This window comes from Achromobacter sp. FW305-C-28, assembly GCF_058783235.1.
On record NZ_JBYSYL010000015.1, the window covers coordinates 59,054 to 83,958 of the forward strand.

General features: G+C 67.3%; 24 protein-coding genes and 1 tRNA gene. 16 read left to right on the forward strand and 9 right to left on the reverse strand.

The window, feature by feature from the left end; translation table 11 throughout:
- The first annotated feature begins 27 nt into the window (after positions 1-27).
- The 3 genes from AC3WMR_RS27375 (at position 28) to AC3WMR_RS27385 (ending at position 4,048) form a co-directional block, all read left to right on the forward strand.
- Positions 28-2,058 carry a TonB-dependent receptor domain-containing protein gene (locus AC3WMR_RS27375; protein ID WP_492266244.1) on the forward strand — a complete coding sequence of 677 codons (2,031 nt, stop codon included), beginning with the start codon at positions 28-30 and terminating at the stop codon, positions 2,056-2,058.
- Between the two features lie 117 nt (positions 2,059-2,175).
- Positions 2,176-2,961, forward strand: coding sequence for a 2-oxo-tetronate isomerase (gene otnI, locus AC3WMR_RS27380; protein WP_492266245.1), 786 nt, complete (start codon positions 2,176-2,178; stop codon positions 2,959-2,961).
- Between the two features lie 106 nt (positions 2,962-3,067).
- On the forward strand, positions 3,068-4,048 hold the full coding sequence (locus AC3WMR_RS27385; RefSeq protein ID WP_492266246.1) for a Bug family tripartite tricarboxylate transporter substrate binding protein: 981 nt from the start codon (positions 3,068-3,070) through the stop codon (positions 4,046-4,048).
- 64 nt (positions 4,049-4,112) lie between these two features.
- Here AC3WMR_RS27385 and AC3WMR_RS27390 read toward each other — a convergent pair whose 3' ends face one another.
- Both AC3WMR_RS27390 and AC3WMR_RS27395 read right to left on the reverse strand, forming a co-directional pair.
- A complete protein-coding gene (locus AC3WMR_RS27390; RefSeq protein ID WP_492266247.1) occupies positions 4,113-5,012 on the reverse strand; it encodes an EamA family transporter in 900 nt (299 codons plus the stop codon).
- A gap of 42 nt (positions 5,013-5,054) precedes the next feature.
- Complete coding sequence (locus AC3WMR_RS27395; protein ID WP_492266248.1) at positions 5,055-5,699, reverse strand: LysE family translocator; 645 nt, start codon at positions 5,697-5,699, stop codon at positions 5,055-5,057.
- Positions 5,700-5,892: 193 nt separating this feature from the next.
- Here AC3WMR_RS27395 and AC3WMR_RS27400 point away from each other — a divergent pair, with 193 nt between their 5' ends.
- A complete protein-coding gene (locus AC3WMR_RS27400) occupies positions 5,893-6,366 on the forward strand; it encodes an Lrp/AsnC family transcriptional regulator (protein ID WP_492266249.1) in 474 nt (157 codons plus the stop codon).
- Positions 6,367-6,431: 65 nt separating this feature from the next.
- Here AC3WMR_RS27400 and AC3WMR_RS27405 read toward each other — a convergent pair whose 3' ends face one another.
- Positions 6,432-7,337 (reverse strand): LysR family transcriptional regulator, encoded by a 906-nt coding sequence (locus AC3WMR_RS27405; RefSeq protein WP_492266250.1) that lies wholly within the window; start codon positions 7,335-7,337, stop codon positions 6,432-6,434.
- 146 nt (positions 7,338-7,483) lie between these two features.
- On the opposite strand from AC3WMR_RS27405, the gene gbd reads away from it, so the two are divergent.
- The 4 genes from gbd (at position 7,484) to AC3WMR_RS27425 (ending at position 12,279) form a co-directional block, all read left to right on the forward strand.
- On the forward strand, positions 7,484-8,620 hold the full coding sequence (gene gbd, locus AC3WMR_RS27410) for a 4-hydroxybutyrate dehydrogenase (RefSeq protein ID WP_492266251.1): 1,137 nt from the start codon (positions 7,484-7,486) through the stop codon (positions 8,618-8,620).
- Positions 8,621-8,671: 51 nt separating this feature from the next.
- Positions 8,672-9,997, forward strand: a complete 1,326-nt coding sequence (locus tag AC3WMR_RS27415; protein WP_492266252.1) for an MFS transporter — start codon at positions 8,672-8,674, stop codon at positions 9,995-9,997.
- Between the two features lie 68 nt (positions 9,998-10,065).
- Complete coding sequence (locus AC3WMR_RS27420) at positions 10,066-11,511, forward strand: aldehyde dehydrogenase family protein (RefSeq protein WP_492266308.1); 1,446 nt, start codon at positions 10,066-10,068, stop codon at positions 11,509-11,511.
- A gap of 159 nt (positions 11,512-11,670) precedes the next feature.
- Positions 11,671-12,279 (forward strand): LysE family translocator, encoded by a 609-nt coding sequence (locus AC3WMR_RS27425; protein WP_492266253.1) that lies wholly within the window; start codon positions 11,671-11,673, stop codon positions 12,277-12,279.
- 108 nt (positions 12,280-12,387) lie between these two features.
- On the opposite strand, the gene AC3WMR_RS27430 is transcribed toward AC3WMR_RS27425, so the two are convergent.
- Positions 12,388-12,463, reverse strand: a tRNA-Phe gene (locus AC3WMR_RS27430).
- Positions 12,464-12,789: 326 nt separating this feature from the next.
- Between AC3WMR_RS27430 and hemA the strand changes: the two genes are divergently transcribed.
- From hemA to AC3WMR_RS27455, 5 genes are all read left to right on the forward strand, one after another.
- Complete coding sequence (gene hemA / locus AC3WMR_RS27435) at positions 12,790-14,064, forward strand: glutamyl-tRNA reductase (protein ID WP_025138452.1); 1,275 nt, start codon at positions 12,790-12,792, stop codon at positions 14,062-14,064.
- Between the two features lie 87 nt (positions 14,065-14,151).
- Positions 14,152-15,234, forward strand: coding sequence for a peptide chain release factor 1 (gene prfA / locus AC3WMR_RS27440; protein WP_025138453.1), 1,083 nt, complete (start codon positions 14,152-14,154; stop codon positions 15,232-15,234).
- Positions 15,235-15,248: 14 nt separating this feature from the next.
- Entirely contained in the window at positions 15,249-16,076 is an 828-nt protein-coding gene (gene prmC, locus AC3WMR_RS27445) for a peptide chain release factor N(5)-glutamine methyltransferase (protein ID WP_492266254.1), read from the forward strand.
- A 190-nt stretch (positions 16,077-16,266) separates the two neighbouring features.
- On the forward strand, positions 16,267-16,593 hold the full coding sequence (gene grxD, locus AC3WMR_RS27450) for a Grx4 family monothiol glutaredoxin (RefSeq protein WP_006391696.1): 327 nt from the start codon (positions 16,267-16,269) through the stop codon (positions 16,591-16,593).
- A 4-nt stretch (positions 16,594-16,597) separates the two neighbouring features.
- A complete protein-coding gene (locus AC3WMR_RS27455) occupies positions 16,598-17,161 on the forward strand; it encodes a UbiX family flavin prenyltransferase (protein WP_025138455.1) in 564 nt (187 codons plus the stop codon).
- Positions 17,162-17,259: 98 nt separating this feature from the next.
- Here AC3WMR_RS27455 and AC3WMR_RS27460 read toward each other — a convergent pair whose 3' ends face one another.
- Entirely contained in the window at positions 17,260-18,333 is a 1,074-nt protein-coding gene (locus AC3WMR_RS27460; RefSeq protein ID WP_492266255.1) for a DUF6817 domain-containing protein, read from the reverse strand.
- A gap of 182 nt (positions 18,334-18,515) precedes the next feature.
- Between AC3WMR_RS27460 and AC3WMR_RS27465 the strand changes: the two genes are divergently transcribed.
- Together AC3WMR_RS27465 and AC3WMR_RS27470 are read left to right on the forward strand one after the other, a co-directional pair.
- Positions 18,516-19,313 carry a MetQ/NlpA family ABC transporter substrate-binding protein gene (locus AC3WMR_RS27465; RefSeq protein WP_492266256.1) on the forward strand — a complete coding sequence of 266 codons (798 nt, stop codon included), beginning with the start codon at positions 18,516-18,518 and terminating at the stop codon, positions 19,311-19,313.
- 11 nt (positions 19,314-19,324) lie between these two features.
- On the forward strand, positions 19,325-19,864 hold the full coding sequence (locus tag AC3WMR_RS27470) for a 1,2-dihydroxy-3-keto-5-methylthiopentene dioxygenase (RefSeq protein WP_492266257.1): 540 nt from the start codon (positions 19,325-19,327) through the stop codon (positions 19,862-19,864).
- A 15-nt stretch (positions 19,865-19,879) separates the two neighbouring features.
- Here AC3WMR_RS27470 and AC3WMR_RS27475 read toward each other — a convergent pair whose 3' ends face one another.
- The 4 genes from AC3WMR_RS27475 to AC3WMR_RS27490 are packed head-to-tail and all read right to left on the reverse strand — an operon-like array spanning position 19,880 to position 23,988.
- Positions 19,880-20,698 (reverse strand): SDR family NAD(P)-dependent oxidoreductase, encoded by an 819-nt coding sequence (locus AC3WMR_RS27475; protein ID WP_492266309.1) that lies wholly within the window; start codon positions 20,696-20,698, stop codon positions 19,880-19,882.
- The gene (locus AC3WMR_RS27480) at positions 20,698-21,486 is read right to left on the reverse strand and encodes a citryl-CoA lyase (RefSeq protein ID WP_492266258.1); all 789 of its coding nucleotides are present in this window, start codon (positions 21,484-21,486) and stop codon (positions 20,698-20,700) included. Before AC3WMR_RS27480 ends, AC3WMR_RS27475 begins: the two co-directional genes overlap by 1 nt.
- Complete coding sequence (locus AC3WMR_RS27485) at positions 21,483-22,988, reverse strand: class I adenylate-forming enzyme family protein (RefSeq protein ID WP_492266259.1); 1,506 nt, start codon at positions 22,986-22,988, stop codon at positions 21,483-21,485. Before AC3WMR_RS27485 ends, AC3WMR_RS27480 begins: the two co-directional genes overlap by 4 nt.
- A 10-nt stretch (positions 22,989-22,998) precedes the next feature.
- The gene (locus AC3WMR_RS27490) at positions 22,999-23,988 is read right to left on the reverse strand and encodes a tripartite tricarboxylate transporter substrate binding protein (protein ID WP_492266260.1); all 990 of its coding nucleotides are present in this window, start codon (positions 23,986-23,988) and stop codon (positions 22,999-23,001) included.
- Positions 23,989-24,090: 102 nt separating this feature from the next.
- Between AC3WMR_RS27490 and AC3WMR_RS27495 the strand changes: the two genes are divergently transcribed.
- Positions 24,091-24,885, forward strand: coding sequence for an IclR family transcriptional regulator (locus AC3WMR_RS27495; protein ID WP_492266261.1), 795 nt, complete (start codon positions 24,091-24,093; stop codon positions 24,883-24,885).
- The last annotated feature ends 20 nt before the right edge of the window (positions 24,886-24,905 follow it).

The window sequence follows — 24,905 nt, forward strand, 5'->3', positions numbered from 1 at the left end:
GGTCGCAAAAGCGCGCTCAAGCCCTTGATGTGTTCGCTGATGCTGGCCGCGCCCATGGCGCAGGCCGAAACCGAAGCGGATCCCACCCGCGCCAAGACCCTGGCGCCCATCACGGTGTCGGCCAATCCGCTGGGCCTGGACCTGAACAGCACCACCTTGCCGGCTTCCGTGCTGGAAGGCGATGAATTGATCGAGCGTCGCGCCGGCACCCTGGGCGAATCGCTCAACAGCCTGCCGGGCGTCAATAGCGACACCTTCGGCGGCGGCGCCAGCCGTCCGGTGATCCGCGGCCAGACGGCGCCGCGCGTGAAGGTGTTGTCCGATGGGTCCGACGTGATGGATGCGTCGGGTATTTCGCCGGACCACGCGGTGACCGTCGAACCGCTCTTGGCCGAGCGCATCGAAGTGCTGCGTGGCCCGGCCACCTTGCTGTACGGCGGCGGCGCGATCGGCGGCGTGGTCAACGTGGTCGACAAGAAGATTCCCACGGCCGTGCCGGAAAAGGGCGTTGAAATGGAAGGCGAACTGCGCGGGGCCACCGGCACCAGGGAACGCGCGGGCGCCATCGGCATCACGGCCGGCGAAGGCCAGTTCGCGGTGCGGGTGGAAGGCATGAAGCGCCGCACCAGCGACTATGACGTGCCGGATTGGCCCGGCGGCAAGCTGGCCGGCTCGTACAGCGAATCCACCCAGGGCTCGGTCGGCCTGTCGTGGATCACGCCGCGCGGCTACGTCGGCCTGGCGTTCACCCACCTGGAAAGCAAGTACGGCCTGCCCGGCCACAACCACGAATACGAAGGCTGCCACCCGCACGGCACGCATCTGCACTGCGGCGGCCATGACCACGATCACGGCGACAAAGAAGCGGGCCACGACCACGACCATGACCACGAGCATGGCGGCGTGCCCTATGTGAAGCTGCGCAGCGACCGCGTCGACCTGCGCGCCGAATACCAGGACCCCTTCGCCGGTTTCGAGAAGATCCGCTTTCGTGGCGGCCTGACCGACTACCAGCACGAGGAAATCGAAGGCGGCCAGGTCGGCACCCGCTTCAAGAACAAGGGCTATGACCTGCGCGTGGAACTGCAGCACAAGCCGATCGCCGGCTGGCGCGGCGTGATCGGCCTGCAGAACGCCTACAGCGACTTCCGCGCCGATGGCGAAGAAGCCTTCCTGCCGCGCAGCCGCACGCGTTCGAACGGCCTGTTCGTGCTCGAGGAATACCAGTTGAACGACTGGCGCTTCGAGGTCGGCGCGCGCCAGGACTGGCAGCGCATTTCCCCATCGGGCGGCGCCTCGCGCAGCAGCCTGTCGGGTACGTCGCTGTCGGCCGCTGCCATCTGGGACTTCGCGCCGCAGTACTCGGTGGCCCTGTCCCTGTCGCGCTCGCAGCGCCTGCCGACCGCGCAGGAGCTGTATGCGGACGGCGTGCACCTGGCCACCAATACCTACGAACTGGGCAATGCCGGCCTGGGCCGCGAAACGTCGCACAACATCGATCTGACCCTGCGCAAGCATTCGGGCGACACGACGTTCTCGGCCAGCGTGTTCCACAATCGCGTCAAGAACTACATCTACGCCGACACGCTGGACCGCTACGAGGATTTCCGCCTGATCGAATACACCCAGCGCGATGCGGAATTCACCGGCGTCGAAGGCGAGATCCGGCACCAGTTCACGCCGGTGTTCTCGGCCGCGGTGTTCGGTGACTACGTGCGCGGCAAGCTGACTGGCGGCGACGGCAACCTGCCGCGCATTCCGGCGGCGCGCGCCGGGCTGCGGGGCAACGTGAAGTGGCAAGCGTGGTCGGGCGGCCTGGAGTACGCACGCGTGTTCTCGCAAAAGGACATCGCGTCCTACGAGAACAGCACGCCGGGCTACAACCTGGTCAACGCCGTGGTCGCCTACCGCGGCCGCTACGCCGCCACGGGCTACGAGGTCTACCTGCGCGGCACCAACCTGCTGAACAAGCTGGCCTACAACCACGCGTCGTTCATCTCGTCGGTGGCGCCGCTGCCGGGCCGCAGCGTGATGTTGGGCGTGCGCCTGACGTACTGAGCCTGACGATACCCTGCGTTGCCCATCGGGTGCGCAGGGCTGACAGGCGCGCGGCAGGGCCGCCGCGGCGGGCAGGTGTGCTAATTTCCAGGCATGCTGCCCGTCACGGAAAACGCCATGCTGAAATTCGCCGCCAACCTGTCGATGATGTACACGGAACACGCCTTCCTGGACCGCTACGCGGCCGCCGCTGCCGATGGGTACGCGGGCGTGGAATGTATGTTCCCCTACGAGGCGCCAGCCGCCTTCGTGCGCGAGCGCATGGACGCCGCCGGCGTGTCGCAAGTGCTGTTCAACGCGCCGCCCGGCGTGGCTTCGCGTGGTGAACGCGGGCTGGCCGCGCTGCCGGGCCGGCAGGACGAATTCCGCGCCGGCATCGAACAGGCGCTGAGCTATGCCACCGCGCTGGCCTGCGCGCAAGTCCATGTCATGGCGGGCCTGGCGCCCGAGGGCGCCGAACGCGGCGCCTTGCTGGACTGCTACCGGGAAAACCTGGATTGGGCTGCCCGCCAGGCGCGCTCGGCGGGCGTCACCGTGCTGATCGAACCCATCAATACCCGCGACATTCCCGGCTACTTCCTGAACCGGCAGGATGAGGCGCACCAGGTGGTACAGGCCGTCAACGCGCCCAACCTGAAAGTGCAGATGGACCTCTACCACTGCCAGATCGTCGAAGGCGACGTCACCGCCAAGCTGCGCCAGTACCTGCCCACCGGGCGGGTCGGCCACGTGCAGATCGCCGGGGTGCCGCTGCGCCAGGAGCCGGACCGCGGTGAGCTGGATTACGGCTGGATCTTCTCGGTGCTGCGCGAGCTGGAGTACAGCGGCTGGATCGGTTGCGAATACCGTCCCGCGGCAGGCACGTCTGCCGGCCTGCGCTGGCTGGCCGCGGCGCGCGCCTGAGTTCCGCTGATGTCCCACGTGTAATGGTCTTGGCGGATGTCAGGCGCTTGCCCCGTCGACATATAATTAATGTGTTAACTAAATAAAGAACATCAGGAGACAACCCATGTCCAGAAGAGGCTTCATCCGCCGCACGCTGGGAATCGCGGCCGCCTTGGCGCTGGCCACGGGCGCCGGCCCCGCGGCCGCGGAATATCCCGATCATCCCATTCGCTGGCTGGTGCCCTTCAGCGCCGGGGGCGGCAGCGATCTGGCCACCCGCATCGTGGCCCGCCACGTCAGCCAGACGCTGGGCCAGCCCGTGGTGGTGGAAAACCGCCCCGGCGCCGCCACCATCGTGGCCGCCCAGGAAACTGCCCGCGCGGCGCCCGACGGCTACACACTGATGACCGCGGGCATGAGCACGCTGGCGCTGAACCCCTGGCTGTACAAGCAGTTGCCGTACGACCCCTGGAAGGACCTGAAGCCCGTGTCGACGCTGGTGGCGCTGCCCATCGTGCTGGTGGCCTCGCCCGCGTCCGACCTGGACAACCTGCCCGAAGTCATGGCGTTCCTGAAAAGCGGCAAGCAGGCCAGCTATGCGTCGCTGGGCGTAGGCAGCCCGCACCATCTGGCGATGGAATTGTTCCTGTCGCTGTTCGGCGCGCAGGCCACCGCCATTCCGTACAAGGGCACGCCGCCGGCCTTGCAGGACGTGGCCTCGGGCGTGGTGCCGCTGATGATGGCCGACCTGGCCGCGGCGCGCCCGCTGATCCAGGCGGGCAAGCTGCGCGCCATCGCGGTACCCGCGAACCAGCGGTCGGACCAGCTGCCGGACGTGCCGACTTTCGGCGAGGCCGGCGGTCCGCCGCTGGAAGCCACCGCCTGGCAAGGCGTGGTGGCGCCGCCGCGCACGCCCAAGGCCGTGGTGGACAAGCTCAGCCAGGCCATCGTGGCGGCGTTGCGGTCACCGGACGTCGTCAAGCAGTTGAAGCTGCAAGGCATGGAGCCCATGGGCAGCACGCCTGGCGAGTTTTTCGACTATGCCCACCGCGAATACACCAACTGGGGCGTGGTGATCCGGCAGAAGAATATTTCGGTGGATTGATGCGGGTCGAGCCCGGGCGATTGCCCGGGCCTGCCTGGGTTGCTGCGGAATTGCGGCCGTGGGTTCAGCCTGCGGCGGCGGCGCGGTTCTGGCGGCGGGCGGTGGCCGCGCAGCCGGCCGAGGCGATGATGATGCCGCAGATCGCCAGCCATTGCGTGCTGGACAGGTGTTCGTTCAGCACGATCACACCGGCCAGCGCGCCCATCGCGGGTTCCATGCTGAGCAGCACGCCGAACGTCTTTTGCGGCAGGCGGCGCAGCGCCACCATTTCCAGCGAATAGGGCAGGGCGCTCGACAGGATGCCCACGCCGATGCCGGCCAGGATCAGCTTGGGGTCCAGCAGCGCCATGCCGGCGTGCGCGGCGCCCACCGGCAGCGCCACCATGGTGGCGGCCAGCAGGCCCAGCGACGTGGCCTGGCCGCCGTGCACATTGCCCGCCATCTTGCCGAAGATGATGTACAGCGCCCAGCAAACGGCGGCGGCCAGCGCGAAGCCGATGCCGGCCGGGTCCAGGTCGTGCACCGACTGCCCGGTGGGAATCAGCAGCACCAGCCCGGCCAGCGCGCAGGCGATCCAGACGAAGTCGATGGCGCGGCGCGACAGCACCACCGCCAGCGTCAGCGGCCCGGTGAATTCGATGGCGATGGCCACGCCCAGCGGCAGGGTCCGCAGCGCCATGTAGAACAGCAGATTCATGCACGCCAGCGTCACACCGTACAGCGCGATCTTGGCGGCATTGACGCGTGTCAGCGGAAAGCGCCAGGGGCGCCAGAACGCCAGCAGGATGATCGCGCCGATGACGATGCGGTACGCGGTGGTGCCTTGCGCGCCCACTTCGGGAAAGAGCGACTTGGCGAACGAAGTGCCCACGCAAAGGGATGCCATCGCCGCGATCAATGACAGCGTCGGCATCAGGGGGGAGGCGGACGCGTTGTGTCCGGTAGTGATCGTGGCGGCGGTCATGGTGCTGCTTCAGGAAAATGGCTGAAAATCAAAGGGGAGAACTCAGGGACTCAATGTCGCGGCGGTGGAGTAGATCACATACAGCGCCAGGCCCAGCATGATCGCGCCCAGCAAGCCCTGCTGCATCCGCAGGAACCACGGGTTGCGTCCTACCCAGCCGCGGATGCGCGAGGCGCCGTAGGCAAAGCAGCTGCCGTACGGCAGGCTCAGCGCCTTCATCGTCACGCCCAGCACCAGCATCTGCACCCAGACCGGCCCATTGTCCGGGGTGGTGAACTGCGGCAGGAAGGCGATCATGAACAACAGCACCTTCGGGTTCAGCAAATTGGTCATGAAGCCTTGCCAGAACGCATCGCGGGCGTCGCCGGGGCGCGCGGCGAGCGACACGTCGGCGTCGCGGGCGCAGCGCAGCATGGCCTTGATGCCCAGGTAACCCAGGTACAGCCCACCGGCTGCCTTGATGGCCAAAAACAGCGTGGGAAACGCCTGCAGCACCGAGGCCAGCCCCAGCACCACGGCCGGCACCTGGATGAACCCGGCGGCCACATTGCCCAGCACGCTATGGAACGCCGGCCGGAATCCCTGCGTCATGCCCCGCGACAGCGTCAGCGCCATGTCCGGCCCGGGGGTGAGTTTGAGCGCCGCGTCGGCGGCCAGAAAAAGCAGGAAAAGCTGAAGTGACGGCATGGGAATCGGGCGGAGCCTGGCCGCGAGGTCGGCCAGAGGGTTCCCAGTGTAAGCAAGCCGGCTGATTATTTCCTGCAGCCGGCGGGCCGGAAATGAAGTTTCCCGTCGAATTTGGGGGCAGGTCATTGGGCGCACCCGTTTAGAATCCTTGGGCAGGCCCGCCCCGCCTGCTCCGCCGCCGTCCGAGACGCCCATGGAACTAGACGATTTCGACCTTCAGATCCTGCAAAGCCTGCAGGAAGACAACCAACGCACCAGCCAGGAAGTGGCCGAACGGGTGAACCTGTCGCCCGTGTCGTGCCTGCGCCGCATGAAGCGGCTGCGCGAATCTGGCGCGGTGCTGGGCGACGTTTCGGTGGTGGATCCGGCCGCGGTGGGCCGGGGCATCATGATGGTGGTGCTGGTGTCCCTGGAAAGCGAGCGCGCCGACAAGCTCGACCACTTCAAGCGGGCCATGCAGAACGCGCCCGAGATCATGCAGTGCCTGGCCGTGACCGGCGAAGTCGATTTCGTGGTCAACATCACCGTGCGCGACATGGCCGAATACGACGCCTTCGCCCAGCGGCACTTCTGGGGCAATCCCAACGTGAAGCGGTTTTCGACGCTGGTGGTGATGAACCGGGTGAAATACGGCCTGACGGTGCCCGTGGGGCAGGCGGACGAGTGACGCGTCATCGGGCGGCGTTCGCTGGCCGCAGAATGCCGCCGCCCATCGCTGCCGGTCGCTGACGGCTACGCCGGTTCACGGGCCCCCAGCTCCTGCGCCAGCGCTTGCATGGCGGGCGTGCGCGGCGCGCCCTTGCGAAATACCAGCTCGTAAGGTTCGCTGCGCGAGCGCAAGGCCAGCGGCAGCACGCCGACCATGCCATGGCTGGCGCAATAGGTGGCCACATCCACCGACACCAGGGCCACGAACGTGGCGTTGCGGTGCAGGAGCGACAACGTGGCCAGCACCGATGTGGTTTCGACCAGATGCAGCGGAAACGGCAGGCCGGCTTCGTGGAATTCGCGTTCCAGCAGGCGCCGCATGGGCATGTTGGCGCGATACACCACCCAGCGGCTGTCCGCCAGGTCGGCCAACGATAGCGGCGCCGCGCCCAGCCGCGGATGCGCCACGTTGGCGATCACGGCCAGCGACTCTTCCTTCACGTGCAGCGACTGATAAAGCTGGGGCGTGCCGCTGACGGTGGTGCGGCACAGGGCGGCATCCAGGCGGCCGCTGTCGATCATGGCCAGCAGGGTTTCGCTGGTGTCTTCCACGACTTCCACCGACATGTCCGGCTGCGCGGCCAGCAGCGCCGACACCGCGTCCATCAGCAGCGGCACGGCGCCCATGATGCTGCCCACCAGCAGGCGCCCGCCGACGCCGCGGGCGATGGCGTTGAGTTCGAACCGCAGGTGTTCCAGATCGGCCTGGATGAGGCGCGCGCAACGCGCCGCGCTGCGTCCGGCCGCGGTCGGCAGCAGCCCGCGATTGGTGCGGGTGAACAGTTCGGCGCCGAACGTGGTCTCCAGTTCCTTCAGCGCCTTGCTGGCCCCGGGCTGGGTCAGGCCAACCTTTTCGGCGGCGCCCAGGAGCGAGCCCTGTTCTTCCAGCGCGACCAGCAAACGCAGCTGCTTGGCATGCAGGCGGGACATGACGGAGTTCAGTGTAGGGACCATTTGACTTGAATAAAAGTTATAGCGCTATCGAATGTTCTCAGTATCTCGCGTTCATTGCGCTACGTAAAATTTTCCTCGGTGCCTTGATATGAGGCGTTGTTATGAATCACGAGGGGGAAGGTATGTCGCTCATCGCTTATGTCACGCAGATACAGTTCGGGCCGGGGGTGTTGTCCACGTTGCGGGAAGAATGCGCCCGGGTACGCATCCGTCGGCCGTTGATCGTGACCGACCGCGGCGTGCGTGCCAGCGGCATCGTCGATAAGGTATTGGCCGCGCTGGGCCAGCCGGATGCGTCGGTGTACGACGGCACGCCGCCGAACCCCAACGAGGCGGCGGTGCGTGACAGCGTGGCCGCGTTCACGGCGGGTGATTGCGACGGCATCATCGCCGTGGGCGGCGGCTCGCCCATTGACCTGGCCAAGGGCACGGCGGTCTGTGCGCGCCATCCGGGACCGCTGCGCAGCTTCGCGCTGATCGAAGGCGGCCTGCAGAACATCACCGCCGCGACTGCCCCGGTGATCGCCGTGCCGACCACGGCCGGCACCGGCAGCGAAGTCGGCCGCGGCGCGATCCTGATCCTGGACGACGGCCGCAAGGTCGGCATCCTGTCGCCCTTTGTCGTGCCGCGCGCCGCGATCTGCGATCCGGAACTGACATTCGGCCTGCCGGCCGGGCTGACCGCCGCAACCGGCATGGACGCCATCGCGCATTGCATCGAAACCTTCCTGTCGCCCGCCTTCAATCCGCCGGCCGAGGGTATCGCACTGGATGGCCTGCGCCGCGCCTGGCGCCATATCGAAATCGCCACGCGCGAGCCTGGCAACGTCGAGGCGCGCATCAACATGATGAGTGCGTCGCTGCAAGGCGCACTGGCCTTCCAGAAAGGGCTGGGCTGCGTGCACAGCCTGAGCCACTCGCTGGGCGGCATCAATCCGCGGCTGCATCACGGCACGCTGAACGCCATCTTCCTGCCCGCCGTGCTGCGTTTCAACCGTGCAGCCGCCAGCGTGATCGCCGACGACAAGATGGCGCGCTTGGCGCAGGCCATGGACCTGGCGGGCGGCGATCAGCTGGAGCAGGCGCTGAAGGACAAGTCGCGCGCACTGGGCCTGCCCCTGGGCCTGGCGGCGCTGGGCGTGACCGAAGACCTGTTTCCCCGCATCGTGGCCGGTGCGCTGGCCGACCACAGCCACCGCACCAATCCGCGCGACGCCAGCGCCGATGACTACCTGCGCATGCTGGCCGCATCGATGTAGGGCCTGGCCCGCGCAGCGGGCCCATAAAAACAGAATCCCAATGGAGGAGACATGAGCAATTTCGACGCAGTGGCAGGCTATCTGCCCAAGGAAAGGCAGATCACCGACCAGGACCGGCGCCGCGCGCTGTTCGGCAGCGCGGTGGGCAGCACCATCGAGTGGTATGACTATTTCCTGTACGGCACGATGTCGTCCATCGTGTTCGCCAGGCTGTTCTTTCCCACCACCGATGCGTTGACCAGCCAGCTGCTGGCGTTGGCGTCATTCGCACTGGCCTTCCTGGTGCGGCCCCTGGGCGGCATCATCTTTTCGCACATCGGTGACCGCATTGGCCGCAAGAAGACGCTGGCGGTCACGCTGTCGATGATGGGCCTGTCCACCGTGTTCATGGGGCTGTTGCCCACCTACGACCAGATCGGCGTATGGGCGCCGGTGCTGCTGACCGTACTGCGCCTGATGCAGGGCCTGGCGCTGGGCGGCGAGTGGGGCGGCGGTGTGTTGCTGGCGGTGGAGTATTCGCCGCGCGAGAAACGCGGCCTGTATGGCGCCGTGCCGCAGACGGGGGCGGTGCTTGGCCTGGCGCTGGGCAACATCATCACATCGGCGTTGGCGTCGTCGATGCCGCAAGAGGCCTTCCTGGCCTACGGCTGGCGCATTCCGTTCGTGGCCTCGATCGTGCTGGTGGTGCTGGGCATGTGGTTGCGCAACCGGGTGGACGAAACCCCGTCGTTCAAGAAGATCCTGGCCACGCATGCCGCCGCCAAGGTGCCGCTGGCGCAGACGCTGCGCTATCACTGGCGCGAAGTGCTGATCGCGGTGGGTGCCAAGGTCATCGAAACCTCCACGTTCTTCCTGTACGCCACCTTCTCGGTCGCCTACATGATCGGCCTGGGCTATCCGCAGGCGCAGGTACTCAACATCGTGCTGGTCTGTGCCTTGCTGGCGTTTCCGGTGATGCTGTTCTTCGGCCGGCTGTCCGACCGCATCGGGCGGCGCAAGGTGTTCATGTTCGGCACGGCTGCTTTCATCGTGTGGGTCATGCCGTACTTCTGGCTGCTGAACCAGCACTCGGTTGCTGCCGCCATCCTGGCCATCGGCGTGGGCTTCACGCTGATCTGGTCGTCGTACGGCGCCATGATCGGCACGCTGCTGGCCGAGGCCTTTCCCGCCGCGGTGCGCTACACCGGCATGTCGCTGGGTTACCAGATCGGCGCCGCGCTGGTGGGCGGACCGATGCCACTGATTGCCACCGCGCTGGTGGCGCATTACGGCGGCAGTTATGTGCCGGTGGGCGTGTTCCTGATCGGCTGCGGCGTCGTGTCCTTGATCGCCGTGGGCTTGACGCGTGACCGCAGCGGGCAGGAACTGGACGACTGACCTGCTTTTCTTCCGATGCATGAACCCCGGGGCGCCATGATCGGCGCCCCTTTCCTGGAGCCATGATGATGGACCGCTACTTCAACTACATCGCCGGCGAGTGGACCGCCGCCGACGAATACGCCGTGAACCGCAACCCGTCCGATCTGGATGACGTCATCGGCGAATACGCCCGGGCATCCGAGGCCCAGGCGGCGCAGGCCATCGACGCCGCCGACACGGCGTTCGCCGCGTGGTCTCGCACGACTGGCCAGCAGCGCCACGACCTGCTCAAGCGCATCGGCGACCAGATCCTGGCGCGCAAGGAAGAACTGGGCCGCCTGCTGGCGCGTGAAGAGGGCAAGACCCTGCCCGAGGCCATCGGCGAGGCCGGCCGCGCGGGCCAGATATTCCTGTTCTTTGCCGGCGAAGCATTGCGCCTGGCCGGCGAGAAATTGCCGCAGACGCGTCCAGGCGTAGACGTTGAGGTGACGCGTGAGGCGCTGGGCCCGATCGGCATCATCGCGCCCTGGAATTTTCCGCTGGCGATTCCCGCGTGGAAGATCGCGCCCGCACTGGCTTACGGCAACACCGTGGTCTTCAAGCCTGCCGACCTGGTGCCGGGATCGGCGTATGCCTTGGCCGAGATCATTGCCCAGGCGGGCGTGCCGGCCGGCGTGTTCAACCTGGTGATGGGGCGCGGCTCGCGCATCGGCCAGGCGCTGATCGACAGCCCCAAGCTGCGCGCCATCTCCTTTACCGGCTCGGTCGACACCGGCCGCAAGGTGGCCGCCGGCTGCGTGGCCGGCCCGCACATGAAGAAGTTCCAGCTGGAAATGGGCGGCAAGAACCCGCTGGTGGTGCTGGACGACGCCGACCTGGCCACCGCCGTCGAATGCGCCGTCAACGGCGCGTTCTTTTCGACCGGCCAGCGCTGCACCGCGTCGTCGCGCCTGATCGTTACCGATGGCATCCATGATGCGTTCGTTGCAGCGGTCAAGGCGCGCCTGGCGCAACTCAAGGTCGATCATGCGCTCAAGGCCGGCACCGACATCGGCCCGGTGGTGGACGAACGGCAACTGGCGCAAGACCTGGACTACATCGCCATCGGCCGCTGCGAAGGGGCCGAACTGGTGGCGGGCGGCGAGGTGCTGACGCGCGATACCCGGGGCCACTTCCTGAGTCCGGCGCTGTTCACCGGCGTGACGGCTGACATGCGCATCGCACGCGAGGAAATCTTCGGGCCGGTCGCCACTGTCACGCGCGTGCGTGACTACGACGAGGCGCTGGCTCTCAGCAACGACACGCCTTTCGGCCTGTCGGCGGGCATCTGCAGCACCAGCCTCAAGCACGTGACGCATTTCAAGCGCAACGCCGAAGCCGGCATGGTCATGGTGAATCTGGCGACGGCGGGGGTCGACTATCACGCGCCTTTCGGAGGCCGTAAGGATTCGTCATACGGGGCGCGAGAGCAAGGTCGGTACGCGGCGGAGTTCTACACCACGGTGAAGACGGCTTATACGTACGCGGGGTAGGGGGTAGCTTGGTGCGGGAAATCCCGGTCGGCGGGGGGTGGGCAATGGAGTGGCGTATCTGCGGTTGGCAACTGGCCCGACGTGGTGGGGAGAAGCGCATTGCTCGCCCGCCGAGGCGGCGCTAGACTGGCCGCTTCCCTTTCTCTCGTCTCTCGCGCCATGGCTCTGCATAGCTGGCTCATCTACCTGGTTGCCGTCACCGGCCTGTCCGTCACGCCCGGCCCGAACACGCTGCTCGCGCTGACCCACGGCGCCCTGCACGGCCACCGCAAGGCCCTGTGCACCATTGCCGGCGGCGCGGTCGGCTTCATCCTGCTCATCGCCTTGTCGATGCTGGGCATCAGCGCGCTGCTCAAGGCGTGGGGGCCGGCGCTCACGGTGCTCAAGTGGGCCGGCGGCGCCTACCTGATCTGGCTGGGCATTCAATTGTGGCGCGCGCCAGCCGTGCAGTTGCGCCCAGCACCCGACATGCCGCGCCTGCGCGGCACGCGCATGTTCAGCCAGGGTTTCCTGTCGGCCATCTCCAACCCCAAGGCATTGCTGTTCTACGGCGCCTTCCTGCCGCAGTTCATCGACCCGGCGCGCAGCCTGTTTGCGCAATTCGTGATCATGGCCGCGACCTTCGCGGTGATCGAATTCATAGTCGAATACGTGCTGGCCCGCCTGGCGCACCGCGTGCGCCCGTGGCTTGAACGCTGCGGTCGGCGGTTCAACAAGGTATGTGGCGGATTGTTCGCGGCGATGGGCGTGGCGCTGCCGGGGTCTTGAGCGGCGGAGCCTGACGCTCGTTGCCCAGAGGGCGGCATGCTGAACCCAGAAAGCAGCATGCCCGGAAATGCAAAAGCCCGACTCCAAGGAGCCGGGCTTTTTTAATTCTGGTGGCCTGGGGCGGAATCGAACCACCGACACAAGGATTTTCAATCCTCTGCTCTACCGACTGAGCTACCAGGCCAACGAAGTCCGCAACTATACACAATTTTTTGGACTTGTGCCAGTCGAAGCGAAAAAACTTCAAATATTTTTGCCTGCCCGTGAAAGTGGCCTGGCTTGAGATCGAGGCGTGGGGTGGGCGTCGCGGGTCGACGCCGCGATAGGTATCCCGTACCACTGTTGGGCGAAAGGCACGCTTGGGTGCGACCCAGGGTCGCGGCCGGGGCTCTGGTTGGTCTGGGGATAACCCGCAGGGGTATAATCATTAGCGGTCTGCTGTTACATGCGTGCTGTACCGCATGACCCGCAGGGACCACCGCTCTTATTACTTACGGCCTCGTCCTTTACATGTCGGTAGCTGTTCTAGCCTTCGGTCTGAATCACACGTCCGCGCCGGTTTCGGTTCGCGAACGCGTGTCCATGCCCGTTGATCTGGTCAAGCCGGCGCTCGAAGGCCTGCGTTCTGCGTTTGGCGGATCGGTGCGCGAAGCGGCCATCCTGTCGACCTGCAACCGCACCGAAATCTATTGCGCTGCCGACGGCCACGTGGCCGACCAGCTGCCCGCCTGGCTGGCCGAGCACAATCGCCTGGACGCCGGCACGCTGCGCCCTCATCTGTATCGCCACCATCAAGACGACGCCGTGCGTCACGCTTTCCGCGTGGCCAGCGGGCTCGATTCCATGGTGCTGGGCGAAACCCAGATCGTCGGCCAGATGAAAGACGCCGTGCGCGCGGCCGGCGAAGCCGGTTCGCTGGGCACGTTGCTGCACCAGATGTTCCAGCGCACCTTCTCGGTGGCCAAGGAAGTGCGGTCGCAGACCGCGATCGGCGCGCAGTCGGTGTCCATGGCCGCCGCCGCGGTGCGCCTGGCCGAGCGCGTGTTCGGCAATCTGGACCAGGCCCGCACGCTGTTCATCGGCGCGGGCGAAATGATCGAACTGTGCGCCACGCACTTTGCCGCGCAACGTCCGCGCAGCATGGTGGTGGCCAACCGTACGGCCGAGCGTGCCGAACTGCTGGCCAACCGCTTTTCGGCCAGCACCATGAAGCTGTCGGACCTGACCGACCGGCTGTCCGAATTCGACGTGATCGTCTCCTGTACGGCAAGCTCCCTGCCCATCCTCGGGCTGGGGATGGTGGAGCGGGCTACGCGCCTGCGCCGCCACCGCCCGATGGTCATGATCGACCTGGCCGTGCCGCGCGATATCGAACCCGAAGTCGGCCGCCTGGACGACGTCTACCTCTATTCCGTCGATGACCTGGGCCGCCTGGTGCAGACCGGCACCGATGCGCGCCGCGCCGCGGTGGTGCAGGCCGAGGCCATCATCGAAACCCGCGTCCAGGGCTTCATGCACTGGATGCAATCGCGTGAAGTGGTGCCCGTCATTCGCGACCTGCACCAGGCCGCCGAAGACGTGCAGGCCGCCGAACTCGAGCGTGCCCGGCGCCTCCTGGCGCGCGGCGAATCGCCCGAGGCCGTGCTCGAACAGCTGGCCCACGGCCTGACCCAGAAGTACCTGCATGGTCCGCTGGCGGCGCTGAACCGCAGCGAAGGCGACGACCGCAAGCAACTGCTTGCCTGGATGCCGCGCCTTTTCCCCGGCCGCGACTCGCGCCGTTAGCGGCGCTGTCCCACGCCCCGCCTTTCGGCGGGCGTTCGTTTTGTGGGCGCCCGCTATCGTCGTTTTTCCTTTGCAGAATTCCCCATCATGAAATCTTCCATGCGCAGCCGGCTGGAGCATCTGTGCCACCGCCTCATCGAGGTGGACGCGTTGCTCGCCGAACCGGAAACCGCGTCCGACATGGATCGCTTTCGCAAGCTGTCGCGCGAGCGCGCCGAGCTTGAGCCCGTGGTCGAGGCCTTCACGGCCTTCGTGCGTGGCGAGGAAGACCTGGCGGCCGCCCAGGAAATGCTGTCGGACCCCGAACTGAAGTCGATGGCCGAAGACGAGATCAAGACCGGCCGGGTCAAGCTGGAATCGCTGGAAGCGGCGTTGCAGCTGTTGCTGCTGCCGCGCGACCCCAACGACGGCCGCAGCGTGTTCCTGGAAATCCGCGCGGGCACGGGCGGCGACGAAAGCGCGCTGTTCTCGGGGGACCTGCTGCGCATGTACACGCGCTACGCCGAACAGCGCGGCTGGCGCGTCGAGCTGATGTCCGAAAGCCCGTCGGAACTGGGTGGCTACAAGGAAGTGATCGCGCGCATCAATGGCGACGGCGCCTATGGCCGCCTGAAGTTCGAATCGGGCGCGCACCGGGTGCAGCGTGTGCCCGCGACCGAGGCGCAGGGCCGCATCCACACATCGGCCTGCACGGTGGCGATCATGGCGGAAGCCGACGAGGCGTCGGAAATCGTCATCAATGCCAGCGATCTGCGCATCGACACGTTCCGCGCCAGCGGCGCGGGCGGGCAGCACATCAACAAGACCGATTCGGCCGTGCGCATCACGCACTTGCCGACCGGCCTGGTGGTGGAATGCCAGGACGACCGTTCCCAGCACCGCAACAAGGACAAGGCCATGCAGGTGCTGGCCGCGCGCCTGAAAGACAAGGAAACCCGCGAGCGCCAGAGCAAGGAAGCGGCCGAGCGCAAGAGCCTGATCGGCTCGGGCGACCGGTCCGAGCGTATTCGCACCTACAACTTCCCGCAGGGCCGTGTGACCGACCACCGCATCAACCTGACGCTGTACAAGCTGCAGCAGATCATGGAAGGCGACCTTGAAGAGCTGACCGGCGCACTGATCGCCGAGCACCAGGCCGAGCAGCTGGCGGCGCTGGGCGACGACATCTGACGCATCGCGTTGACATGACCGCCCAGATCAAGAGCCTGCTGCTGGATGCGCGCCTGCCGCGCCTGGAGGTGCGCATGCTGCTCGAGCACGTGCTGGCCAAGCCGCGCGCCTGGCTGCTGGCGCATGACACCGATCCGCTCGAACCGGCCACGGCCGCCGCTTATGAGGCGCTGGTGCAGCGCCGCCTGGCCGGTGAACCCATGGCGTACCTGGTGGGCCAGCGCGAGTTCATGGGGCATACGTTCCGGGTGACGCCCGACGTGCTGATCCCGCGTCCGGATACCGAGGTGCTGGTGGAAACCGCGCTGGAATGCGTGGCCGGGCAGGCCGCGCCCGCGGTGCTGGACCTGGGCACGGGCAGCGGCGCCATCGCGATCTCGATCGCGCTGGCCCGGCGCGATGCCCGCGTGATGGCCAGCGACGTCAGCGCCAAGGCGCTGGCGGTGGCGGCGGGCAATGCCTGGGACCTGACGGCGTCGCTGCGCTTCGTGGAAGGCAGCTGGTACGAGGCGGTGCCGGCGGGCGAAGGCTTCGACCTGATCGTGTCCAATCCGCCCTATGTAGCCAGCGACGATCCGCACCTGGGGCAGGGCGACGTGCGCTTCGAGCCGCGCGGCGCGCTGACGGACGGCGCCGACGGCCTGGAAGACCTGCGCCGCATCGTGGCCGGCGCCCACCGACACCTGAAGGCAGGCGGGGCGCTGTGGATGGAGCATGGCTGGGACCAGGCCGAGGCCGTGCGGACGCTGCTGGCCGACGCGGGCTTTGCCGACGTGCACAGCCGCCAGGACCTGGCGGGCATCGAACGCATATCCGGCGGCCGCTGGCCGGGGCGCCGCTGACGCGGGTTCCAGCGCCAACGGGGGCCGGCCGTTGCAGCCGAGTCTTGCAAGACCGCTTATCCGGGCGTCGCCAGGCCGATTTGTAACTGCCGACCGTCCCATTTCCCGGCCCCGTCCCGGGGAATCCGGGTGGTTTTCCCGCCTGTACCTATAATTGGCGTATTCCGTTATGCCTGTCCAAGAGACCACCATGAGCGACGTTCAAGAATTCATCCGCGAAACCGTGACCCAGCACCCCGTCGTGCTGTTCATGAAGGGCACCGCCCAGTTCCCGCAATGCGGCTTTTCCGGCAAGGCCATCCAGATCCTCAAGGGCTGTGGCGTGAAGAAGCTGGTGACCGTGAATGTGCTGGAGGACGACGAAGTCCGCCAGGGCATCAAGGAATTCTCCAACTGGCCCACGATTCCGCAGCTGTACGTGGCGGGCGAATTCATCGGCGGCTCGGACATCATGAACGAGATGAACGAGTCCGGCGAACTGAAGACCCTGCTGGAGCAATCCGGCGCCACGGCCTGATCCCGTGCGGCGTCTGGTTATCGGCATCACGGGGGCCACGGGGTCCCTTTACGCGGTGCGCATGCTGCAGGCGCTGCGCGGCGTGGACGATGTCGAGACGCACCTGGTGGTATCGGCCTCGGGCGTGCTGAACATCAAGCACGAGCTCGATGTCAGCCGCCATGATGTCTACGCGCTGGCCGACCACGTGCACAGCGTGCGCGATGTGGGCGCCACGCTGGCCAGCGGTGCCTTCCAGACGGCGGGCATGGTGATCGTGCCGTGTTCGATGCGCACGCTGGCGGCGGTGGCGCATGGCCTGTCGGACAACCTCATCACCCGCGCGGCCGACGTGACGTTGAAAGAACGCCGGCGCCTGGTGATGATGGTGCGCGAAACGCCCTTCAACCTGGCGCACCTGCGCAACATGACGGCCGTGACCGAAATGGGCGGCATCGTGTTTCCGCCGTTGCCGGCGTTCTACCACCGGCCTGCCAGCATCGAGGAAATGGTGGACCACACCGTGGCCCGCGTGCTGGAACTGTTCGATATCCACGTGCCCGGCCCGCACTGGGAAGGCACGAAGTAAACACCGCGGCGGCCAGCGCCACCGCGGCAAGACACCCCGGGGATCCATTCGATCCCTGGGGCGTTTTTCCTGGCGGGGGCGGCGAGCGGCCGCGCGGTTTACTCGACCAGCCCCAACCCGTTCAGCGCGGCCAGGTTTTCCGGCCAGCGGCGCGCGCGCGCGTTTTGCAGCTCGATGCGGGCCCAGGCCATCCAGCCGGCCCATTCGATGCGCTTGTCCCAGGCGGTGCCCCAGGCTTGCAGGGCGGCCAGACCCGCCGCCGCATGGCGTTCGGCAGCGTCGAAATCGCCGGCGGTCAGCGCCAGCTGGGCCAGCAACAGGCGCGGCTCGCCCACCCACGGATTGTGTTCGACCGCGGCCTCCAGCATGTGGCGGGCGCTGTCCATTTCGGTCAGGGGCTGCATGCGCGTGACGACCTGCCAGTACAGGGCGCTGGCCGCGGCTTCGTCGCGCGGCGTGAGCGTGGCGCGGCAGTGGTCGAAGGCCGGCGGCACGGGTATGCCGGTATCGGCCGGCAGGGTGGCCAGCGGCGCCAGCAGGTGCGACAGCATCGACAGGATGTTTGACGGCGGCTTGAGCGGCCCGGGCCAGAGCGACGCGGCCCAATTCGTTTTCAGGTCGCGGCGCTGCTGTTGCGGATAGCCGGCGAAGATCTCGTCTTGCCAACTGTGCCATTGCTCGCCGATGTCGGCGGCGGACACCACGATGAAGGCGGCCACCTGGCGCGGCGTGAAGGTGAACACCTGGCCGTCGGCGCCTTCGAGCGTGAGGCCATCCGGGCCTGCGCCCTGGCCTTGCAGGATGGCCTGGACGAAACGGGTGCGCGGCATGGCGCAGAACAGGTTGACCCACTCTTCGGCTTCGGCGCCCAGCACGTCGCGCAGGGTGTTGCGTTCTCGTTCACGGTCGAACAGGGTCAGGTCGACGTATTCGTTGCCATAGACGCTGTGGAACAGGCCAAGCAGCCGGACTTCGCGAGGCTGGTTCCAGAGCGTGAGCGTGCGGTACACGCCCAACAGGTGATGTTTGAACGTGCCGGCCTTGTGCCAGTCTTCGCCGGCGCTGCGGGCGAACAGCAGGTCGAGCAGGGCGGGCAGGTCGGCATCCACCGCGGCGTAGTGATCGGCCAGCAGGGCGCGCGCGTGCGGGTGCAGTTCGGTAGGGGTGGACATGGACGTAGCGGGTGGGTGATGAAGGTCAGCCGCTATTGTGTCGCGCCCGCGCGAGCTTGTCATGGCGAGGCGTCTTATATGGGTTTGCACATATCAATATGAAAATTCATCGCTTCCGGTTTTGAAGCGCGGTCACTAGAATCCGGGGCTTCCTCTACCCGTTTGATTCGTCGAGACCCGCCATGCGCCTACGCCACACCCTGGCCGCCTTTGCCACCCTTATCGGATTCGCCGCCGCCGCGCCGGCCCTGGCGCAGGACGCCGAACTGAAGGTCGGCGTGACCGTCGGCCCGCACGCCCAGATCGGCGAAGTGGTGCAGCAGGTGGCCGCCAGGCAGGGCCTGAAGGTCAAGCTGGTGGAGTTCAGCGATTTCATCCAGCCCAACGCCGCGCTGGACGCCAAGGAGCTGGACCTGAATATCTACCAGCACAAGCCTTTCCTGGAATCGCAGAACAAGGCGCGCGGCTACAAGCTGGTGCCGGTGGCGACCGCGGTGGTGCAGCAGATGGGCATCTATTCCAAGCGCGTGAAGTCGCTGGACGACCTGAAGCCGGGCGCCAAGGTGGCGATTCCCAATGACCCGACCAACGGCGCCCGGGCGCTGCTGGTACTGCAGGCCGCCAAGCTGATCAAGCTGAAAGACGGCGTGACGGTGACGGCGTCGCTGTTCGACGTGGTCGAGAACCCCAAGAACCTGAAGTTCGTCGAGATCGAAGCGGCGCAGCTGCCGCATTCGCTGGCCGACGTGGACGCCGCCGCCGTGAATTCGGCCTACGCGATTCCGGCCGGCCTGTCGCCCGCCAAGGACGCGCTGGCGCTGGAAAGCAAGGATGCGCCGTTTGCCGCCGTGGTGATCGCCGCCCGCGAAGACAACAAGAACGACCCGCGCATTGCGCGCTTCATCAAGGCGTATCAGTCCGATGAAGTGAAGGCATTCGTGGCCAAGCAGTTCCCCGGCGCGTACACCACGTCCTGGTAAGCGCTGCGCCCATGTCCTCGCTGACGATCTATCCGCAGGATGACCCCGCCGACGGTCGCCGCATCGACGATGCCGGCGAGATCCGACGCGAGCTGGCCGCCATCGGCGTGACCTTCGAGCGTTGGCAGGCGCAGGCGCCCGTTGCGCCGGGGGCGCCGCAGGCCGACGTGCTGGCGGCGTATCGGCCCGAGATCGACCGATTGGTGGCCGAGCGCGGCTACCGCAGCGTCGACGTGGTCAGCCTGGACCCTTTGCATCCCGACCGCGACGCCTTGCGCCGCAAGTTCCTGGCCGAGCACACGCATGCGGATGACGAGGTGCGCTTTTTCGTGGCAGGCAGCGGGCTGTTCACGCTGCATGCCGACGGCCGCGTCTATGCGGTGCTGTGCGAAAAGGACGATCTGATCTCGGTGCCCGCCGGCGTGCCACATTGGTTCGACATGGGCTCTGCGCCGGCCTTCACCTGTATCCGGCTGTTCAACGATCCGGCCGGCTGGGTGGCGCAGTTCACGGGCGACGCCATCGCGGCCCGTTTCCCTGCGCTGCCGTAGCGCGGCGGTGTGGCCTTACGCGTACTTGCCCGTCAGCCCGCCATCCACCAGCAGTTCCGTTCCAGTGATGTAGGACGCTTCGTCCGACATCAGGAACGCCACCGCGTTCGCCACTTCCCAGGGCGTGCCCATGCGGCCCATTGGCACCTGCCGGTCGCGCGCCGCGCGGGCGGCTTGCAGGTCGTCGGCGTCGAACATGCGCGCCACGTTCCTGGCTACGCGCGGGGTGTCGATCAAGCCCGGAATCACCGTGTTCACGCGGATGCCGTCGGCGGCATACTGCTGCGCCGTCATGCGCGCGAAATGAATCACTGCGGCCTTGCTGACGCTGTAGGCCAGGTGCGGATAGCCGGTGTAGCGGATGCCGGCCACGGAAGAGACCGTCACGACGGACCCGCCGCCCTGCTGCCGCATCAGCGGCGCCAGCAGGCGCAGGGCGATGAGCAGGCTGGTGACGTTGACCTGCTGGATGCGGTCCCAGTCGGGCAGCGAGATGTCTTCCGGGCCGCCCACCTGGCCGATGCCGGCGTTGGCCTGCAAGGCGTCGATGCGGCCGTAGCGGCGCATTGCGGCGCCCACGGCGACTTGCATGGCGTCCGGGTCGGCCACGTCGGCCTGCACGGGCAGGGCGCTGCCGCCGGCCTGTTCGACTTCGTGCGCCGCCTCTTCGGCCGCCACCAGGCTGGCGTCCAGCGCGATGATCGCGGCGCCCTGGCGCGCCAGCGTCACGCAGCTGGCCTTGCCGATGCTCCAGCCGGCGGCCGACGCGCCGGCGCCGGCCACCAGCACGACCTTGCCGGCCAGGCGGGCGCCGGGCGCGGCGGGCGGGGGCATCACGACGCGTCCCCGCTGTTCTGGTGCGACTTGCCCTGGCCGACGTAGGGAATCGCGTGGTCGATGGTTTCCCAGATGTAGCGGCCGGAGGGACTTTGCTGTTCTTCGGCCACGTGCGACACCAAGCCGGCCGCGCGCGAGATGACGGCAAAGCCGCGCATCAGGGCCGTCGGCACGCCGATTTCACTCAGCAGCGCGGCCACCGCGCCAGTGGCGTTGATGGTGATGTGCTTGCCGTAGACCTCGTCCACCGCCGCCGCCAACAGGCGCAGGGCCTTGAGCGAATCGCCGGGCAGGTCGGGCTCGGCTTCGGCCAGCGCCAGCAGCTTGATCGAGCGGGGATCGTCGGGCTTGTGCAGGTGGTGGCCGAAGCCGGGCAGGGCCTGGCGGCTTTGCCGGAATTCACGCGCAATCGCCTGGGCCTCGGCCGCGCCGTCGGCGGCCTGGCGGATGCGGTCCAGCAGGCGCGAGCAGTTTTCCATGGTGCCGACGAACTGGCTGCCCACCGCCATCAGGCCGGAGGCCACGGCGCCTTGCAGGTTTTCGGGCGCGCTCATGTAGATCAGGCGCGTGGCGATGGCGCTGGGCGTCATGCCGTGTTCCATCAGCGTGACCAGCACCGCGTCGACGATGCGCATGTCCACCGGCCGCGCCTCGCGCCCCAGGATCTGCATGATCATCACTTCGGTGAAGCTCTTCTTGCCGATCAGGTCTTCGACCAGGTCGACGTCGCGGTAGGACATGCCGGTCAGGTGATGGGCGCACAAGCGGGTTTCGGGCGTGTTCATGGGGTCTCCTTCAGGGCCGCGTCGCGCACGGCGTTTTTCAGCACCTTGCCGACGGGCGAACGCGGCAGGCTGTCGTGGATATGGAACTGCTTGGGCGTGGCGACGGGGCCTAGCAGGCCGCGCACGTGGGCCTTGAGTGCATCGGCATCGGCCGTGGCGCCGGGGTGGAACTGCACGGCGGCGTGGACGGCTTCGCCCCATTTGTCGTCGGGCAGGCCGAAGACCGAGCATTCGTACACGGCCGGGTGGGCGGACAGGGCATTCTCGACGTCCACCGGGTACACGTTGAAGCCGCCGGTGATGATGACGTCGCGCAGGCGGTCTTTCAGGAACAGGTAGCCGCGGGCGTCGATCAGGCCGGTATCGCCGGTGTGCAGCCAGCCGTCGATGATGGTCTCGGCGGTTTTCTCGGGCAGGCGCCAGTAGCCGGACATGACCAGGTCGCCGCGCACCACCACTTCGCCGATTTCGCCGCGTGGCAACAGTGCGCCATCGGGCGCCATGATGGCCACGTCCGACAGCCAGGTGACGCGTCCGACCGAGGCGCGGTTCTCGGAGGCTTCCAGGTCGGCGGGGCGCAGCACCGTGACGATCTGCGGCGCTTCGGTCTGGCCGTAGGTGGTACCCAGCACGGGGCCGAAGAACGCGCGGGCGCGCTCGATCTTTTCGGGTGGCATGGGCGCGCCGCCGTAGATCAGGTTGCGCAGCCGGGGAAAGTCGGCGCGCGACACGCCGGGCTGCGCCATGATCATGTAGATCAGGGTGGGCGGCATGAAGCTGAGCGTGCCGCCACGCTCGCGAAAGGCGGCGGTGATGGCAGCGGGCGTGGCGGCATCCAGCAGCACGTGCGCGCCGCCGCTGGCCAGCACCGGCAACAGGTAGGTGCCCGTGCCGTGCGTGACGGGGGCGGCGACCACATAGCGGTCGTCGGGCGTCAGCCCCCAGTTGGTGATCTGGTTGATGATGCCGGCGTTCCAGGCGTGATAAGGCTGCATCACGCCCTTGGGCAGGCCGGTGGTGCCGCCGGTGAACTTGATGGCCTGGGTGGCCTCGCGCGGCAAGGCATGGCGCAGCGGCTCGCGGCCGGCGGCGCCCGCCAGCAGGGCGTCCACGGCCAGGCCGGCCGCGTCGACCCCCAGGCTGATGCGCTGGCCCACGCCGGTGGGCACCAGCGCGTCGCCGGCCGCATCGACGATGACGATCGACGGCTCGGTGGCGTCCAGGATGCGCCCGATTTCACGCGCGGTGCTGCGGTAGTTCAGCGGCACCCAGATTTTGCCGCTGGCCAGCACTGCCAACAGCGCCAGGATATGGCGACTGGAATTGCCGGCGCACAGGGCCACGCGGGTCTGCGGCGCCGGGTCCAGGTCTTGCAGGGCGGCCGCCAGCGCCCGCACGTCCGCGGCCAGCCGCGCATACGTCACCTGGCCTTCGGGCGCGTCCAGCGCCACGCGGTCCGGGTATTGCTCGGCGGCGCGGAAAAAGAAATCAATCGGGTACACCCTGTGCTCCTCAGTTGGCTTTGATGTCGGCGCTCTTGACCACGGCGCCCCATTTGTCGATTTCGCTGGCGATCATCTTGGCGAATGTCTCTTGCGTGTTGGGCGGTTGCGGCGCGTAGAAGCCGGATTGCTTGTAGGACGCTTGCAGCGCGGGGTTGGCCAGTGCCTTGTTCATGGCCTCGTTCAGGCGGTCGACGACGGCTTGGGGCGTGCCGGCCGGCGCCATCAGGCCGAACCAGGATTCAACGTCGAAGCCGGGCAGGCCCGATTCGGCCAGCGTCGGCACGTCGGGTACGGCGGGCAGGCGCTCTGGCGAGGTGACGCCGATGGCGCGCAGCTTGCCGGCCTGCACGTGCGGCAGCGACGACGGCAGGTTGTCGAACATGGAATCCACCTGGCCGCCCAGCAGGTCGGCCACGGCCGGGCCGCTGCCGCGGTAGGGCACGTGCAGGATGTCGGTGCCGGTGCGCATCTTGAACAGCTCGCACGACAGGTGGATGGACGAGCCGCTGCCCGACGAGGCGCAGGTCAGCTTGCCGGGGTTTTTCTTGGCGTAGGCGATGTATTCCTGCACGCTCTTGATCGGCACCTTGGGGTTGACGACCAGGATGTTCGGAATGGTCGCCAACAGGCCGATGGGCTTGAAGTCTTTGACGAAGTCGTAGTTCAGCTGGCTGTAGAGCGTGCGGTTGATGGTGTTGGCGATGGAACCGACATACAGCGTGTAGCCGTCGGGCGCGGCGCGCGAGACGATTTCGGCGCCGATGTTGCTATTGGCGCCCGTCTTGTTTTCCACCACGATGGTCTGGCCCAGTTCTTCGGTCAGTGCCTTGGCTACCAGCCGGGCCACGATGTCGGTGGCGCCGCCCGCGGCATAGCCCACCACCAGCGTCACCGGGCGTTCGGGGTAGGGCTTGGTGGCGGTGGCGGGCGCGGCCAGGGTCAGGGCCCCCGCGAGGGCTGCCGCCGCGGCGGTGAGCCGCTTGCTCAATGTCTTCATGGTTGTCTCCGTCCTGTTTGTCTAATATTTGGACAGATCTTTGCCTGCCCGCCTTCATAGTGGGCTTTGATAGGCGCGTCATCAACGCAAGGTGTCCAGAAAATGAACAAGACGGAGACAGAGGGCGATGGGCCGCGCGTGCTGCGGCGCGGTCTGCGGGTGCTGGCCGTGTTGCGCCAGGCCGGCGCGGTCGGCATGCACGTGACGGACATCGCGCGGGCGGCAGGCATGCAGCGGTCTACGGTGTACCGCTATCTGGACGTGCTGGCCGAAGAAGGCTATGCGCTGCGCGAGGCCGACGCGCCGCGCTGGCGCATGGCGGAGCTGGGCGTGATGATGGCCGGCGATCCGCATGCCCAGGCCGTGCGCAGCCTGCGGCCGGTGCTGCGGCAGATCAGCGATGTCAGCGGCGATTCGGCCTTTCTGATCTGCCGGGCTGGCGGCGATTCACTGTGCCTGCATCGCGAGGTGGGCAACTATCCCGTGCAGGTGCTGGCCGTGACGGTGGGCCATCGCCAGCCGCTGGGTGTGGGCGCGGCCGGGTTGGCGCTGCTGGGGGCGCTGCCGGCGGCCGAAGCCGACGAAGTCATCCTGCAGAACGAACAGGCCTTGCGGGCCTATGGCGGCATGACGGTGGCGCAGATGCGGCGCCTGGCGGAAAACACCCGCGACCGCGGTTGGGCGGTGGTGGGCAATGCGGCGGTGCCGGGCGTGCTGGGCGTGGGGGTGGCGTTGTGCGATGCCAGCGGCTATCCGCGGCTGGCGGTCAGCGTGTCCAGCCTGATCAGCCGCATGCAGGCGCCGCGCCAGCGCAGCATCGCCGACCTGATCCGCGCGCAGCTGGCGCAAGACGAGATCAAGCGCCAGCGCTGGACCATGCCGGGGGAACAGGCCTGAGGGTCGTCAGGAAAGCGGGG

Coding starts and splice junctions, on each gene's coding strand:
- AC3WMR_RS27375 (WP_492266244.1), top strand. CDS start 28: ATGTGTTCGCTGATGCTGGCCGCGCCCATGGCGCAGGCCGAAACCGAA.
- otnI (WP_492266245.1), top strand. CDS start 2,176: ATGCTGAAATTCGCCGCCAACCTGTCGATGATGTACACGGAACACGCC.
- AC3WMR_RS27385 (WP_492266246.1), top strand. CDS start 3,068: ATGTCCAGAAGAGGCTTCATCCGCCGCACGCTGGGAATCGCGGCCGCC.
- AC3WMR_RS27390 (WP_492266247.1), bottom strand. CDS start 5,012: ATGACCGCCGCCACGATCACTACCGGACACAACGCGTCCGCCTCCCCC.
- AC3WMR_RS27395 (WP_492266248.1), bottom strand. CDS start 5,699: ATGCCGTCACTTCAGCTTTTCCTGCTTTTTCTGGCCGCCGACGCGGCG.
- AC3WMR_RS27400 (WP_492266249.1), top strand. CDS start 5,893: ATGGAACTAGACGATTTCGACCTTCAGATCCTGCAAAGCCTGCAGGAA.
- AC3WMR_RS27405 (WP_492266250.1), bottom strand. CDS start 7,337: ATGTCCCGCCTGCATGCCAAGCAGCTGCGTTTGCTGGTCGCGCTGGAA.
- gbd (WP_492266251.1), top strand. CDS start 7,484: ATGTCGCTCATCGCTTATGTCACGCAGATACAGTTCGGGCCGGGGGTG.
- AC3WMR_RS27415 (WP_492266252.1), top strand. CDS start 8,672: ATGAGCAATTTCGACGCAGTGGCAGGCTATCTGCCCAAGGAAAGGCAG.
- AC3WMR_RS27420 (WP_492266308.1), top strand. CDS start 10,066: ATGGACCGCTACTTCAACTACATCGCCGGCGAGTGGACCGCCGCCGAC.
- AC3WMR_RS27425 (WP_492266253.1), top strand. CDS start 11,671: ATGGCTCTGCATAGCTGGCTCATCTACCTGGTTGCCGTCACCGGCCTG.
- hemA (WP_025138452.1), top strand. CDS start 12,790: ATGTCGGTAGCTGTTCTAGCCTTCGGTCTGAATCACACGTCCGCGCCG.
- prfA (WP_025138453.1), top strand. CDS start 14,152: ATGAAATCTTCCATGCGCAGCCGGCTGGAGCATCTGTGCCACCGCCTC.
- prmC (WP_492266254.1), top strand. CDS start 15,249: ATGACCGCCCAGATCAAGAGCCTGCTGCTGGATGCGCGCCTGCCGCGC.
- grxD (WP_006391696.1), top strand. CDS start 16,267: ATGAGCGACGTTCAAGAATTCATCCGCGAAACCGTGACCCAGCACCCC.
- AC3WMR_RS27460 (WP_492266255.1), bottom strand. CDS start 18,333: ATGTCCACCCCTACCGAACTGCACCCGCACGCGCGCGCCCTGCTGGCC.
- AC3WMR_RS27465 (WP_492266256.1), top strand. CDS start 18,516: ATGCGCCTACGCCACACCCTGGCCGCCTTTGCCACCCTTATCGGATTC.
- AC3WMR_RS27470 (WP_492266257.1), top strand. CDS start 19,325: ATGTCCTCGCTGACGATCTATCCGCAGGATGACCCCGCCGACGGTCGC.
- AC3WMR_RS27475 (WP_492266309.1), bottom strand. CDS start 20,698: ATGCCCCCGCCCGCCGCGCCCGGCGCCCGCCTGGCCGGCAAGGTCGTG.
- AC3WMR_RS27480 (WP_492266258.1), bottom strand. CDS start 21,486: ATGAACACGCCCGAAACCCGCTTGTGCGCCCATCACCTGACCGGCATG.
- AC3WMR_RS27490 (WP_492266260.1), bottom strand. CDS start 23,988: ATGAAGACATTGAGCAAGCGGCTCACCGCCGCGGCGGCAGCCCTCGCG.
- AC3WMR_RS27495 (WP_492266261.1), top strand. CDS start 24,091: ATGAACAAGACGGAGACAGAGGGCGATGGGCCGCGCGTGCTGCGGCGC.